The following is a 15,324-nucleotide window of genomic DNA, read 5'->3' on the forward strand; positions in this document are numbered from 1 at the left end:
TAAATATTGTCCCTAGAACGCTAAATTTAGAAATTGTTGCTGATCCGGGGATCTCATCGTTGTTTACCAATCAGTACATATAGAAAATATGCCACTCTTAGATATTAAGGAGCCTCTAAAGAACAGCTGAATACAATTGGGCTTATCTCACAGCACAAGTATTGAACCCTCCCTTAGGCCAAACAATGAACCAATAGTCATTCGTGAAGCAGGTTTCTGATGTAAGGAGCCCGGTGAAGTTCAGTGCAACTGGAGAGCTATCAAATAGCTAGCCTTACCAAACTAGACGCCACGATGTCGTCTACAATATCTAGGATCATCGCTTGATCTTCTTCCTGAATAGAGCAATTACTCACCCTCTGGTATTTAGCGACAGGCTGCTTATCAGTCAGCATGCTCCCAGGACCTAAAAATTGTTGCTCTACCACTTATATCAAAGCCTCTCAAACCGTATTGGAGATACTTATGTTTAATAATGTTGGCTGGCTTGTGGAGGCGAAAATAAAGAACGGACAGGAGCAGGCCTTTAGGTCAATTGTTGATGAAATGGTAGAGGTAGTCTCGCAGAAAGAAGCGGGGACATTGAATTACCAGTACTATATTTCTGATAGTGGAGAAATTATTGTATACGAGCATTTCAAAGATGTAAGTGCCGCGCATAAACATGTGGATACCTGGGAGAATTATTCAGAGCGCTGGCTCAAGACGGCAGAACCCACTCGCGTCATCTATTTAGGCGATCTTCCCAAAGATCTTCAGGCACGCCATGCAGGCCTAACCCCCCAGCAGTATCACACCTATGCAGGATTCGAACGCAGCCATTAATAAACTGGATATAAAAATTGTACTAAGGAGCCTCTGAATAACTCCGTAATGCCTCTGCGGGTCTTGAAGGCTGCAGATGTTAGGCGCAGCTCGCCGCGAATGGCCGTAGCCCTTGGCAAGAGCTGCAACGCAGCAGCTGTGGCCTTCAAGGCCCGCCCTTCGGGGCTTGCAGAGCGATTCACACTCCGCGTTGCGACTTCTTGAAAGGTCTAGACATTCCTGCGAAGCCGCGCCTTGATTGTGAACCGCTCTGCATGCCAGAGGTATCACGGAGTTATTCAGAGGCTCCCCAATTCTTATGATGATAGTATTGTAATTAGGAGAGCAAATTTTAATTCGCTGCTTTTCAAACGGTTAGTTCTAGCAATAAATTATAAATACTATCCCTATAAATCTAAACCATGTCATAAAGCGCTTTTATCACTAATACCAAGCCACACAAAAACATTACCAATAGAGTGTATTTCCTAAATTTTTTAAAGCTGATCTGATTCAATCTCCTTTTAGCGAGGGTTACACCAATAATCCCCCCAAGCCCAGCCGCCACACCATAGAATGCCAACTCTAGGGATACCGCCGAGAATGTAATATAAGTTCCCAGCTTTACAAGCTGCATTAACAGCCCATTAAAGGCCTTAGTGGCTATCAGGGATTCTTTCTCGAGACCATAATTCAGCAAGAAAGGGTTCTTAAGGGGACCCATTGCCCCAATAAGACCGGAAGCAAAAGCGGTCACCAATCCCAGAGGTAAAAAATAGGGAAGTGACATGGGAAAAGATCTTTCCCTATGGCCAAAGCGATACTGAAGTATCGTGGACATTAAAAAAAGCCCAACCACTATTTGTATCCACTCTGGGGACATCTGTGTATAGGAATATGCACCTAGCAATGCCCCGACTAAGCTTCCCGGAGTAAGCCAGCGTACTACCCGCCAATCAATATAGGACCAGAAAACCAGTGCCCGGTAGGGCGAAGCCAGGCACTTGGCAATGGTTACCGTTGGTGCAACCAGGTGTGGGCCAACGATAAAACTAATCACTGGAACAAGGAGCAGTGCCCCGCCCCCGGCCGCAAGCGTGCTGATATACCAAATCAAGACGCCAAAAAACAGCAGCAATAGCTCTATCATTTTACCGCTTCAGAAGTCACCAAAATCACAGTGAATAAAGTAGAAATTCAGGCTTGGACGCAACTCCAACACTAACCGGCAATCCAATACTCTCTTCACTAGAAGAAACGCAGCCTTAGCTCAACCAGTACAAAACCAAATGCCAGTAGCTAAATTGAAAAGAACTGCTGAATCCCAACAAGTACATTGGTTGTGGCCACTGAGGCCAGGATCAGCCCCATAACTCGACTCACGATACTGGCCCCGGCATCACCAATAAATCGATATATCCAGTTGGCAGTTAGCAGCAGCAATATCACTATCGCCAACACCGCTACCATGGCAGATGCTGTACTCAGCTGATGAACCACATCAAATCGATGGTTATCTGTGAGTACCACAGCCGCGAGCATGGCTCCGGGTGAGGCAATGGAGGGCACCGCAAGAGGGAAAATCGCTGTCTCATGCCCCTCACGGATGATTTCTATCTCCTGCTCTGGCTTGCTCTCACCAAATATCATGGTTAAGGCAAACAGGAACAGGACGACGCCTCCGGCTACCTGAAATGCAGAAAGGGGCACGCCAATCGCCTCGAGGAAGAATTGCCCTGCGACCAAAAAGAACAACAAGATCCCGGTTGCGACGAGTACTGCCAGCCAGGCTATCCTGCGCTTTTGCCACTCTGCATGTCGTGAAGTGACTGCGATAAACACTGGCAGAGTACCCACCGGGTCAATCACAGCAAAGAAAAAGACAAAGCTACTGATCCAATCGTTCAATTGGGACTCCGACGTGCCGTGCTACTATCCGCTTAATTAGAGCCCCAGGCAGTATGGGCAGGACCGGAGCGAGGTGTGCTTAGGGGGTCCAACGCCGTTATCTACGGTAACTGCTGGCGCAAGCGTAACTTGTAACTTAGAAAAAAAGTCTAGTGCATGACGAATCACTCACCGACCGCCCGACGCATCGCTAAAACCATCCTCAATGGTTTTGACGCCTATTTCGCAGACTATCAGAACATCACTTTGGGCGCCAAGGCCCGTTTTGAAACCGCCTCCTGGCAAGCGGCACACGAGGCCAATAAAGCCCGGATCGATCTGTACAAAACCAAGGTCACCCAAGTGGTGGATCTGGTCCATTCGGTAACCAGCAAGGACACCAGCCAGCTGGAGCTGTGGCGTGATGCCCGCGCCACTTATGCACAGCTGATTGCCAATCACAGCAATTATGAGATCGCCGAGACCTTTTTTAACTCGGTGTTTTGCAGCCAGTTTCACCACACCAACATTCACGACAGCAATATCTTCGTCAAGCCGTCCCGAGCACCGGAAGACAAGCCGCTACGGGATTACAGCATCTATATCAGTTACAGCGGCCGCCACGGCCTCGAGTGTATGATCGAAGATATTCTCAAGGATTTCAGCTTCTCCACGCCCTGGGAGAATATGGAGCGCGACATTGCCCATATCTGCGAATCCCTGCGCAGTGCACCTCTGGCCAATGTGGACAACGAGAAACACTTGCGAGTGGACATGCTGGAGTCGGTTTTCTACCGTAACAAAGCGGCCTATCTGGTGGGGCGCATAATCCTGAACGGCGAAGTTATCCCCATGATCCTGCCCTGCCTAAACAACGGGCGCGGCGGTATTTTTGTGGACACCCTTATCTACAATAACGACTCCGCCAGTATCATTTTCAGCTTTACCCGTTCCTACTTTATGGTGGATGCGCCAATCCCCTCCCGCTTTGTGCGCTTCCTGTCCACCATTATCCCGCTCAAGGAGAAGTCTGAGCTTTACAACTCTATCGGCTTCCACAAACACGGTAAGACCGAGTTCTACCGCCATATCCTCGCCCATATGAAGGTCAGTAACGACAAGTTTGTTATTGCACCAGGCATTAAAGGGATGGTGATGAGTGTATTCACATTGCCCTCCTACCCGGTGGTATTTAAAGTCATTAAAGATGAGTTCGACCAGCCGAAAACTGTCACCGAGAAGATCGTAAAAGAAAAGTACAAGTTCGTATCCCGCTCTGACCGGGTCGGCCGTATGGCTGACACCCAGGAGTACTCTTACTTTATTTTCTACCGCAATCGCTTCAGTGAAGAGCTGATCAAAGAACTGCAGGAAGTGGCACCATCAAAACTGATCATTGATGAGAAGCGGGTCATCATCAAACATCTATATGTAGAGCGGCGTATGGAACCGCTTAACCTCTACCTGCAACACGCCAATGAAGAGCAAACTAGAGAAGCCATGGAAGAATATGGCAATGCCATCAAACAGCTGGCAGCCGCAAATATCTTCCCAGGCGACATGTTGCTGAAAAACTTTGGGGTTACCCGTCACGGGCGGGTAGTCTTCTACGATTACGATGAACTCTGCCCATTGACGGAATGTAACTTCCGCAAGATTCCCGAAGCTCATACCTCTGAGCAGGAGCTGGCCGACAAGCCCTGGTATACCGTCGCAGAAGCCGACGTCTTCCCGGAAGAATTCCGCCTGTTCTTCTCTGGCAATCCCACCGCGCGCGCTGCATTCGAAAAGCAGCACGGCGATTTATACAACTATCGCTTCTGGAAACTCTTACAAGATCGTATTCGCGCCGGACATGTGGAGAGTGCTTTCCCCTATCGACGCAAGTGGCGTTTCCCGCGCCGTTCCCATAACCGTGCACAACAAAAGTAGACGACCAATCTATGACTATATTGGTAGGAGGACTTTTCCAAGGGAGCGGATAATCCGTGCATATTTTTCGCTGGGCTCTAGTTGCCGCAACTGTTTCCCTGCTGACGACCAGCGGTTGCGGCTATTTCCCCAGCGAGATGTCCATCCCCGGTAAGCTTCCGCCGGCAAAGCGCCCACCACCTTACGCACGAATCACAGGAAAACCCCATGTGGTTAGCTGCGCAACCCCCGCTCGGGGGTTTCCAACCCTGTCCTTTGATGAAGTGTTTACTTTTACCGAAAATCCGCGACAACCATTCGTAGAGTCATACGGCCTCCCCCAACAGTTCGACGTGATTGCCTATGTCTGGGGCGCGGAAAGGTGTACGCCAGCAGCCTTCTGTAACTACGGAGATTATTACCAGCTGCTGGGACGAGGACCCAGAGGCGACTTTGCGACCTGGATCTCAACACCACAATATCCCCGTATTACGATTCAATCCCCCTGCGGCCAGCGGCTGAAGGTGGGCCAGGGCTATCGTTTTTCATTTAGTGATGGACAACTGGTGGGATTTAGCCCCAACTAAAGAAAAGAGTTGCCTCTAGCGTAAATAGACCTTAGTTGAGACACCCAGTTAGGCCTCTTGGGCACCGTACAATTTCCCTTCTGCCTTTTTTAGTACCTCTGAGAATGCTTCTTTAAATAGCGGTAAATAGCGTCCTGGGCCCGACAGCCCCTACTCCCTTCATTAGCCAATCTAGTATTGGTTTGACCGGCATCAATTAAGCGGGCTTTCTGATTATCATGCCACTGTAATTCCATGATCTTCTTAATGGTTCGGAGGTGTCGAGAATTGGTTACCGGATAAGTAACTTCGATCCGTTGATCCAGACAGCGGTTTTTCAGGTTTGCAGAGGACATCCACATCAGTTCATCGCCACCATTATGAAACACATAAATCCTTGCGTGCTCCAGAAACTTATCCACCAAACTGATCACCTTAATATTGTCGGATAATCCAGGGGTGTCGCATACCAAAGAGCACTCACCGCGAACGAGTAATCGAATCTCTACTCCCGCAGCGCTCGCCCGATAAAGGTGGGCAATCAGTTTGCTGTCTATCAGGCTGTTGCACTTAAAGAATATGCCAGCTTTACGCCCAGCGAGGGCAGCCTCTATCTCCCGATTTATGGCCTGCTCAAAGGAACTTCTCAATGAGAAAGGAGAGACAATAATATGCTTGAAAACCTGTTTTGTATTGGGGAATCGCATAAATTCAAACAAGTTATAGATGTCGCGACCCACTCCCTGATCATTAGTCAATACACTGAAATCACAGTAGACACGGGCAGTACTCTCATTAAAATTCCCTGTTCCCAATTGGGTATAAAAGCGATTCTTTCCCTGCTCACGGCGAACTACAGAAATTAACTTCGCATGAACCTCCATTTCAGGAACACCGTAAACAACTAACACTCCTGCTTCTATTAATTTACGGGACCAATAAATATTGGCTTTTTCATCAAAACTCGCCCGCAATTCAACAACCGCAATTACTTTTTTATTATTTCTAGCCGCATTAATTAACGCCGCGATCACTCTTGAGTTTTTCGCCATTCGATACAAGGTAATACGTATCTCTTTTACCTGCGGGTCAATAGAGGCCGAAGCAAGGAAATTTGTTATTGCCCAAAAATCATGATACGGATAACAGAACAATCCATCATCGTCTTGCAATTGGTCAAAAATATTTTCACTGGTGGATAAAGCCAAGAGCGGTGCCGGCCTCCTATACCGACAACTTTTGGAGTCCGGGGCAAAGCCCATAAGATCTTTGGAGTTGTGATAACGCCCACCTGGGGTATAACTATCCCTGGACCCCATCTTCAGCTTTTTCTTAATCAGCTCCAACAGTGTATTAGGCATTTCCATGTCGTAAGCAAGACGTACCGGCTCTGCACGCTTACGCTGTTTGAGCGACCGTTCAACACGTTCAAGAATATCCCGGTTGACATACTCCCCCAGCTCAATATCTGCATCCCGACTTATCTTGAACATATATGCCTTGGCAGAAAGAATAGGCAGAACATTGCGGAAGACTTCTTCCAGGCACACTCGAATAATATTATCCAGAACGATGTAAACTTTCTCTTTCCTGCCTTGGCGCGATGGGATTTCCAGGAACCGGGGAAGAATAGCAGTGGGAATCTCCATAACTGCATATCTGCTTGGCTCCCCTTTTAAATTCAAAGTAATAGCGAAATAGATATTGTTGTCACTCAGCAGTGGCATTGCTGATCTGCCATCGATAAAAAAAGGCTCTAACTCCGGTAAAACCAGGCTATGGAAATAATTTTTTACAAATCCCAACTGATGGCTATTTAAGCTATCCTCACGAACAAGATAAATACTATGTTTTTTTAATCCCGATAACACTTTGACATAAGCTTCGGCATAGCGCTTTTCAAGTATCAAAATACGATCATTAATAGTTTTCAATAGCTGGGAAAAGTGCTCCCTCTGCCCCACACCAGAATCAATACTCGCCAACCTCCGCACACCAGCCACCTTAATGCGGAAAAACTCATCCATATTCTGGGAGAAAATTCCGAGAAAGTGTACCCGTTCGATAGCCGGGACTGTTTCATCCTCCGCTTCCTGTAGTACTCGCTCATTAAAAGATAGCCAGCTTAATTCGCTGGGAAATAGAGGTATATCATTCAGCATAGTTAGAGCACTTCACCAACGCTTCTACTATTGATCACCAAAATCTAGATACCAGCCTCCCCAAATCCGCCCTACTGGTACAGAGCTTAAAATCTGGCTAACTATAAAATAATAGAACAAGGTGACAGCGTATTTTTGGATTCACTCCTTGTGATATCGGCTCTAAAACCTACAGTAGAGTTTCTATCCTGGCAGCGGGGTCAATAAATAAAGGAAAGATGCACTCTGTCAAGAGTGAAGCCTACACTGGGTAGAATAGTGATGTTAGCTGTGCAAATGGTATTTGTGACCCCACAGACAAACTGAAGGGTCACCTTTTAATCTAGGGAAGGTCTGCAGCCCATTATTGGCGATCTATACTACTCCGCCTCACGCTGCTTTAAAAAGCGATAGATGGCATCCTGGGATCGACAACCTTTTCGTCCCTCATTAGCCAACTTGGAATTTGTTTGCTTGGCATCAATCAGCCGTGCTTTCTGATTATCACTCCACTGCAATTCCATAATTTTGCGAACTGTAGCCTGGTGCTCCGGATTCATAAGCGGGAAAGTGACTTCAACTCGCTGATCCAGGTTTCGTTTCATCAGGTCCGCCGAAGACAACCACATCAGCTCATCACCACCATTGTGAAAAATATAGACTCTGGCATGCTCCAGGTACTTATCTACCAAACTGATAATACGAATATTGTCTGATACGCCCGGAGTCTCACAAACCAATGCACACATCCCACGAACGATAATACGAATTTTTACACCTGCGGCACTGGCACGATACAGTTGCTCAATAATCTGACTATCCACAAGGTTATTACACTTGAAAAATAGCGCCGCTTCCTTCCCTGCCTGGGCGGCATCAATTTCACGATCTATCGCCGCAGTAATCGCATCCCGATAGAAAAATGGTGAAGTGATAATACGTTTAAAAGAAGGACGCTTACGCGGTGCCTGCATAAACTCAAATACATTGTAAACGTCCCGACCCAGCTCCTGGTTATTGGTCAATAAGCTAAAATCACAATAGACCTTCGCTGTATTCTCATTAAAGTTACCGGTGCCTAGATGGCTGTAGAAACGGTCTTTGCCATCCTCGCGGCGAAGCACAGAAATTAACTTGCAATGTACTTTGAGGTTGGGCATGCCATACACTACATTCACCCCGGCATCGCTCAACTCATGGGACCAATGGATATTGGCCTTTTCATCAAAGCGCGCCCGCAACTCCACCACCGCAGTCACTTTTTTGTTATTGCGAACCGCATTAACCAGAGCCGCAACTACACGGGAGTTCTTTGCTACCCGGTAGAGATTAATCCGAATTTCTTTAACTTGAGGGTCTAGTGCGGCAGAGGCCAGGAAATTGACAATCGCATGGAAATCATAATAGGGATAATAATAAAGCCGATCCCCTGCGCATAGCTGTGAAAATACACTTTCATTTTTCGGTAAGGCTGGCAGTGGTGTGAGGCGCTTATAGCGAAGTCGGGCGGATTCTCCCGGGAATTTCATCAGATCTTTGGAGTTGTGATAACGCCCACCGGGGGTATAGGTATCATAACGACCCATTTTCAGTTTCTTCTTCACCAACTCCAGTAGAGCCTCAGGCATATCACCATCGTATGCCATACGCACCGGATCTGCGCGCTTTCTCTTTTTTAGTGAGCGCTCCATTCGGTCGAGAATATTCTGGGTTACCTCTTCACTTAACTCCAACTCAGCATCGCGACTGATCTTAAAGGTATAGGCGCTGGCTTTAGCGATAGGCACCACATGGCGAAATATTTCTTTAAGGCATCCCCGGATAATATTATCGAGAACGATGTAGACTTTCTCCCGCTTCCCCTCCCGTGGAGGAATCTCCACAAAGCGGGGAAGTGTATCCGTAGGAATCTCCATTGCCACATAGCGCTCGGTACCATCATCCAACTCAAGTGCTATCGCAAAATAGATACTGGTTTCATTAATCAAAGGCATGGGCTTGCGCCCATCGATAAAGAATGGCTCCAACTCTGGCAGCACTTCCCGGTGAAAGTAACTTTCTACAAACTGGCGCTGGTTATCGCTAAGCGAAGTCTCCCTAACCACATGGATATCATGCTTTGCCAGATCCTTTAAAGCTTTGTTATAGGCCTTCGCATAGCGCAACTGTAACCTCAACACTCGATTGTTAATCGATTGCAATAGATTACTGTAGTATTCCTTCTTTTCTCCGCCAACGGAAAATGCTGCTAAACGACGTACCGCTGCAACATGCACACGGAAAAACTCATCCAGGTTATTAGAGAAGATTCCCAAAAAATGTACGCGCTCAATAACAGGCACACTTTCATCTTCCACCTCCTGTAAAACACGCTCGTTAAATGAAAGCCAGCTCAACTCTTTGGGAAATAGAGGCACATCGTTAGACATTGCAAAACCATAAAACGCACCCAGTATCTGACGGCAGTTTAAAAATCCAGATTATTCTGGAAGCAGCCTTAACACGGGGCTGAGGGTCAAGATTAAGTAAAGAAATATGCCACTGAAATGTGGCTGTGAGCAAGCGCCTATAGCAATATAACGATCTAGTATGGCTTCACAGTTTTCTGCCACACTGTTTCAGTCCATAAATTGGCACAAATAAATAAAAAATATCTTTTATTTATAAAAGATATTTAATAATTTTGTAACACTTTTATAGGTGGCGCCTTTTTGGTGCGCTGTAAATTGACTGCACCCACTATTGGACTGAAAAGTGGCAAAATGAATAATAGAGCGTCCGACTCCATACATTAGCGCTTTCAACGGGATATTGATGCAAGCTCCAAACGAACGCTATGCCGCCCTAGATTTGGGCTCAAACAGTTTTCATCTGCTCCTGGCAGAATTTCGCGATCAGCGCATGGTACGCCTGCACACAGACAGAGCCATGGTGCGCCTGGCCGAGGGGCTGGATATTAACCACCACTTGAACCCGACAGTAACCGAACGGGCCCTGGCCGCTCTGCAGCGCTTTCAACCTGTGATGGATAAACTGCCCCTCGACCATGTGCGTGTTGTGGGTACAAATACACTTCGCATGGCTGCGGCCAATGCCGATGGTTTTTTGGAAGAAGTGGAATCAATACTCGGAGTGCCGGTGGAAATTATCAGCGGTATCGAGGAGGCCCGCCTGATCTTCACCGGGGTTCTCGCCGCCGCCAATGGCCCCCCTCGCTTGCGCTGCATTATTGATATTGGCGGTGGCTCCACGGAGCTGGTTCGCGGTGGTGATACTCCACAGCAACTGGAAAGCCTGGATATAGGTTGTGTTTCCTACAGTAAACGTTTCTTTGCTGATGGCCTGATCAGCCGCAATACCGTAAACCACTTCCAGCGCGCGCGGCGAGCGGCGCGGGCCGAATTGCAGGAGCTACAGCATATTGCCGAAGGCGCGGAAGTTACCGGTTGCTCCGGGACTATCAAAGCGGTTGCCAGGATTTGCAATGATGGTGAAGTAAAGGCGATCAAGCGCGGGGATATCGATCAGCTTGCGCACCGGGTTTCCTCCGCCAAACATATCGCGGACCTGGATTTGCCCTACCTGGATGAAGAGCGTCGCCCGGTATTCGCTGCCGGCTTAGCGATACTGCATGCAATATTCTGCGAACTCGACATTATGCGTATGGAAGTCTCCCCCTATGCAATCCGCGAGGGCATAGTGCACGACTTGGCCGGGCGCTTGCACGGCGGGGATCGACGTGCAGATACGATTGCCGCCATGGTAGAGCGCTGGCAGGTAGATACCAACCAGGCTAAACGTGTCAGTTCCACCTCACTCAAGCTCCTGCAGCAGTTGCGCCCCCAGTACCCACCAGAAGGCAAGGTGCGACTGCACTGGGCTATCCAGTTGCACGAAACCGGCCTGGCCCTAACCCACAGTAGCTTCCGCAAGCTGGGGGCCTATATGGTTAAACACGCCGATATGGCCGGATTTGCCAAAAGTGAACAGGAGCACCTGGCCTATCTGGTGCACAACCAACGGGGAAGAATCAAACCGCCACGGGAGCACTATGGCTTCCACCCCAGCCCAGACCTTCTGTTATGCCTGCGCCTCGGATGTATTATTCACCGGGACCGCACCGAACGCAGCCTGGACGGCTTAAAGCTATATGACCAGGGAGACGCCTATCACCTGGAAGCCGATCAACAGTGGCTGGAGGATAGCCCGGCAATTGCAGAATTGTTGGAGCAGGAAGAGCAACACTGGCGCTCACAGAATCGGCCCCTACAGATAACGGCGGTATAAGAGCCAGGGGCCCTTGTGAGCCACTCTGAACACTGGCGTTTTACTCGAATATTCACCCTACAATCAAAAGCTATGAAACTGAGCGAAGTCACTCTCAAACACCACTATGCGGATATGGGGGAAGCCTTTGGCACCCCCATAGCACCCACTCCTTTTCGCCACCCCAAGGTAATCGATACCAACCCTTCAGTGCTGCAACTATTGGGAATAGATCCCAATGAGAAATCTGACCCCGCCTGGGCCGAGCTGGGCTGCGGCGCCCGCCTGTTTAAGGGAAGCCGCCCATTTGCGATGAAATACACCGGTCACCAGTTCGGGGTCTACAACCCTGACCTGGGGGATGGGCGAGCACTGCTGTTGGGTGAAATCGAGAGTGAAGGCCGGCGCTGGGAACTGCATTTAAAGGGTGCAGGACAAACGCCCTACTCCCGCTTTGGTGATGGCCGCGCAGTATTGCGCTCCACCATACGGGAGTACCTCGCCAGTGAGGCACTCTACGGCCTCGGTATTCCCAGCACCCGGGCACTGTGCATTGTCGGAAGCGACGAACCTGTCACCCGTGAGAAAATCGAAACCGGGGCCATGCTGATCCGAGTGGCAGAGAGCCACGTGCGTTTCGGTCACTTTGAATACCTGTTTTACACCAAACAACTGGAGGCCCTGCAGGAGTTGATCGGGGTTATTTGCCGACGCTTTATACCGGGTACAGAGGGTATGGCAGTGGGCGACCAAGCTGAAGCATTGCTGCGCTTTACCACCCGCCGCAGTGCAGAGCTAGTTGCAGCCTGGCAGTCCGTAGGCTTTGCCCACGGCGTGCTCAACACCGACAACATGTCGATTATTGGCGACACCTTTGACTACGGACCCTACGCCTTCCTGGACGACTACGACCCCACTTTTATCTGCAATCACTCCGACCACACCGGCCGCTACGCCTTTGAGCAACAGCCCGGTGTCGTGCTGTGGAACCTGAATGCTCTCGCCCATGCACTGTCGGCCTTTGTCGGTGTAGACGCTCTGCGCGAATGCCTGGAGCAATTCCAGCCGGTGGTAAGCGAAGCCTATGCGCAACGTATGCGAGCCAAACTGGGGCTGGAAAAAGAAGAAGATGGCGACCAGGCCCTCTGCTCGGAACTGCTGAAGTTGCTTCAACACGGCCAAGCCGACTACAGCCTGTTTTTCCGAGCCCTGGCCCACTACCGGGGGGAGCGTCCGGCCAGCGCTTTGCACGAGTTACTCAAACCCACTCACCACAGCGCCCTGGATCAATGGCTGGAGCACTACGATCGCCGCCTCACCCGGGAGGCAAATAACTCCCGGGAGCGCAATCTAGCCATGCTGTCAGTCAACCCGAAATACATTCTGCGCAACTATTTGGCACAGAAGGTCATCGAGGCTGCTGAAGATGGCGACTATCATCCTTTGCGGACTCTGCGCCAGTTACTGCAATCCCCTTTCGCCGAGCACCCGGAGCGAGAAGTCTGGGCCAGTGCACCGCCAGAATCCGGCAAGCGTATCCCCTTGAGCTGTTCCTCTTAAAGGTGCCTTTGGGTAACACACAAAGGTCCCGAAATTGGGACAAATAGAGAGAAAAGGCAGGGATATGTGGCCAAATGCTACTTTTTGACTGTTAGATTTTACCTGATGACGACTAGCCCACTGCCCTCGCAGGTGACTTGATGTAATATCCGGGTCACCCTACTTTACATAGGAAAATAAGTGATGATTAGAAACCTGCTTCTGGCCACCTTTGGCCTGCTGTTCGCCCTGCAGGCCAGTGCTGCAGATATCCTGGGCAACTGGCGCACTATCGATGACGAGACCGGAGAGACAAAGTCCATCGTCAACATCTATGAAAAGGATGGGAAGTATTACGGCAAGGTAGTGGATCTTCTGATGAAGCCTAACGACACCGTTTGCGACAAGTGCCCAGGCGACCTGAAAGGTAAGCCCATTGTCGGCATGGATGTCATCAGCGGGCTGGAAAAGAAAGGGAAAAAATACGAGGACGGGGAAATTCTCGACCCGGTAAAAGGCAAGGTTTACGACCTGAAAGTCTGGCTGGAGGATGACAACACCCTTAAGCTGCGCGGCTACCTGGGCTTCCTCTACCGCACCCAAACTTGGCACCGAGTTCAATAAGCAACTAGGTGCAGCTCGGGCCCGAGTCCTATCGGGCCCAGAACCCTCTCTCTCAAACCCAGTTAAAGCACCACCCTGCCGCTTTCACCGCTCGTTGCACGGGCCGACACCACTTTATCATCTTCACTGGTATCAATTCGTACCTTGGCGCTCATACCTGCGCGCAGAGGCGGAGAATCCTTGAGAGGGTATAGACGCAGGCGCACTGGCACCCGTTGCACTACTTTCTCCCACTTGCCACTGGCATTCTGCGGCGGTGTAGAAGCAAACTCACTGCCACTAGCGGGGCTCATACTGTCCACCTGGGCTTGCCACTCAAAATCTGGGTAGGCATCCAGGGTCACTTCCGCCTGTTGGCCCGTGCGCACGCGACCCAGCTCGGTCTCTTTCAGGTTGGCCTCCACCCAAAGGCCAGTGGAGCCAATCATTTGCAGCAGGTTAATGCCCAGGGTGGCCATCTCCCCCACCTTGGGTACGGTATTGGCGATAGTGCCATCCACGGGAGCAATAATACGTGTGCGCGATAACTGGTAGCGGGCCGTATCCAGTTGCGCTTGAGCCACTTTTAAATCTGCTTGCTCTTCCAGGGCAATGCTCGGGTCGCCCCCCAATTCAGCGCGCAAGCTGGAGAGCTTCTCAGCATTAATGGTGATCTGGGCACGAGCGCGCTCCAGCTGCTGGCGGGCGCTGTCCAGCTCCGCCTCGGAAAACGCCACCTTGCTCAGTTTTTCATTGCGCTCCAATTGGCGGCGGTAAAAGTCCGCATCTTTGCGTGCCTGCTGCAACGCTGCGTCTGCTTCAGCATATTCTGAACGGCGAGCGAGCAATTCGTTGCGCACCTGGGCCAGGCGCGCCTCCGCCTCAGTCACCGCCAGTTCGAAGGCCGTGCGGTCGATCTGAATCAATAATTGCCCCTTCTCCACGACCTGGTTGGCACTCACCAGTACCTGGGTGACAACACCACTAACCTCAGGCGCCAGGGAAATCTTGTCCGCTTTCACGTAAGCGTTCTCTGTCTCGACAATATCGCTGCCGCGCAACAGGTTCCATCCCCCTATCAGGACGGCCAATACCAGGAAAAAGGAGAGTGCGAACTCTCGTTGTCCGGCGCGGTCTAGCTTAATGGACAGCTTTTCAGTCACATTCAATCTCTTCACGTGTCAAATTCTTGCGCAACCGCAATAGCAGCGACTGCAATTGATCCACCTCTGCGGCGGAAAAGCCCGCAAGTGCCTCACTGCGGGTCTGCTGGGCTACACCGCCCAGTAACTCAAGGGCCGGCATTGCCTGCCCCGTCAGATAAATACGGAAACAGCGCCGGTCCTCGGGATCGGGCTTCCGCTCCACCAGCCCCTCCTGCTGGAGGTTATCCAGCTGGCGCGCCAGACTGATCGGCGCTAGGTCCAGGCGCTCGGCCAACTCTGCCTGCTTGAGGCCCTCCTCACGCAATAGATGCCAAAGCACCTGCCAGCGGGATCCACTCAGCCCGTGGTTCTTGGCTCTGCGGTCGAAGTTTCGCCGCAGCAGCCGTGCTGCACTGTGTAGTTCAAAACTCATTTCAGTAACGGCATCTTCCCTGGACATAT

12 protein-coding genes are annotated in these 15,324 nt (G+C 50.2%); 6 read left to right on the plus strand and 6 right to left on the minus strand.

The window, feature by feature from the left end; genetic code table 11:
* The first annotated feature begins 465 nt into the window (after positions 1–465).
* The gene (locus tag ACJJIM_RS17455; RefSeq protein WP_444911587.1) at positions 466–825 is read left to right on the plus strand and encodes a putative quinol monooxygenase; all 360 of its coding nucleotides are present in this window, start codon (positions 466–468) and stop codon (positions 823–825) included.
* Positions 826–1,219: 394 nt separating this feature from the next.
* On the opposite strand, the gene ACJJIM_RS17460 is transcribed toward ACJJIM_RS17455, so the two are convergent.
* A complete protein-coding gene (locus ACJJIM_RS17460; RefSeq protein WP_444911588.1) occupies positions 1,220–1,954 on the minus strand; it encodes a sulfite exporter TauE/SafE family protein in 735 nt (244 codons plus the stop codon).
* 149 nt (positions 1,955–2,103) lie between these two features.
* Positions 2,104–2,712 (minus strand): MarC family protein, encoded by a 609-nt coding sequence (locus tag ACJJIM_RS17465; protein WP_413663436.1) that lies wholly within the window; start codon positions 2,710–2,712, stop codon positions 2,104–2,106.
* A 156-nt stretch (positions 2,713–2,868) separates the two neighbouring features.
* On the opposite strand from ACJJIM_RS17465, the gene aceK reads away from it, so the two are divergent.
* The gene (gene aceK, locus ACJJIM_RS17470) at positions 2,869–4,623 is read left to right on the plus strand and encodes a bifunctional isocitrate dehydrogenase kinase/phosphatase (RefSeq protein WP_444911589.1); all 1,755 of its coding nucleotides are present in this window, start codon (positions 2,869–2,871) and stop codon (positions 4,621–4,623) included.
* Positions 4,624–4,679: 56 nt separating this feature from the next.
* Positions 4,680–5,189, plus strand: a complete 510-nt coding sequence (locus ACJJIM_RS17475; RefSeq protein ID WP_444907179.1) for a hypothetical protein — start codon at positions 4,680–4,682, stop codon at positions 5,187–5,189.
* Between the two features lie 89 nt (positions 5,190–5,278).
* Here the strand turns inward: ACJJIM_RS17475 and ppk1 (ACJJIM_RS17480) are convergent, their stop codons facing one another.
* Positions 5,279–7,330, minus strand: a complete 2,052-nt coding sequence (ppk1, locus tag ACJJIM_RS17480; RefSeq protein WP_444911590.1) for a polyphosphate kinase 1 — start codon at positions 7,328–7,330, stop codon at positions 5,279–5,281.
* Positions 7,331–7,689: 359 nt separating this feature from the next.
* Entirely contained in the window at positions 7,690–9,738 is a 2,049-nt protein-coding gene (gene ppk1 / locus ACJJIM_RS17485; protein WP_444911591.1) for a polyphosphate kinase 1, read from the minus strand.
* Positions 9,739–10,123: 385 nt separating this feature from the next.
* On the opposite strand from ppk1 (ACJJIM_RS17485), the gene ACJJIM_RS17490 reads away from it, so the two are divergent.
* The 3 genes from ACJJIM_RS17490 (at position 10,124) to ACJJIM_RS17500 (ending at position 13,738) form a co-directional block, all read left to right on the plus strand.
* Entirely contained in the window at positions 10,124–11,596 is a 1,473-nt protein-coding gene (locus ACJJIM_RS17490) for a Ppx/GppA phosphatase family protein (protein WP_444911592.1), read from the plus strand.
* 15 nt (positions 11,597–11,611) lie between these two features.
* Positions 11,612–13,135, plus strand: a complete 1,524-nt coding sequence (locus ACJJIM_RS17495) for a protein adenylyltransferase SelO (protein ID WP_444911593.1) — start codon at positions 11,612–11,614, stop codon at positions 13,133–13,135.
* 183 nt (positions 13,136–13,318) lie between these two features.
* Entirely contained in the window at positions 13,319–13,738 is a 420-nt protein-coding gene (locus tag ACJJIM_RS17500; protein ID WP_108734638.1) for a DUF2147 domain-containing protein, read from the plus strand.
* A 62-nt stretch (positions 13,739–13,800) separates the two neighbouring features.
* On the opposite strand, the gene ACJJIM_RS17505 is transcribed toward ACJJIM_RS17500, so the two are convergent.
* On the minus strand, positions 13,801–14,880 hold the full coding sequence (locus ACJJIM_RS17505) for an HlyD family secretion protein (protein WP_282931136.1): 1,080 nt from the start codon (positions 14,878–14,880) through the stop codon (positions 13,801–13,803).
* The gene (locus ACJJIM_RS17510) at positions 14,873–15,322 is read right to left on the minus strand and encodes a MarR family winged helix-turn-helix transcriptional regulator (RefSeq protein WP_444911594.1); all 450 of its coding nucleotides are present in this window, start codon (positions 15,320–15,322) and stop codon (positions 14,873–14,875) included. The genes ACJJIM_RS17505 and ACJJIM_RS17510 overlap by 8 nt, the downstream gene beginning before the upstream one ends.
* Positions 15,323–15,324: the final 2 nt, after the last annotated feature.

The sequence above is a fragment of the Microbulbifer maximicatervae (SeqCode) genome (genome assembly GCF_052467615.1).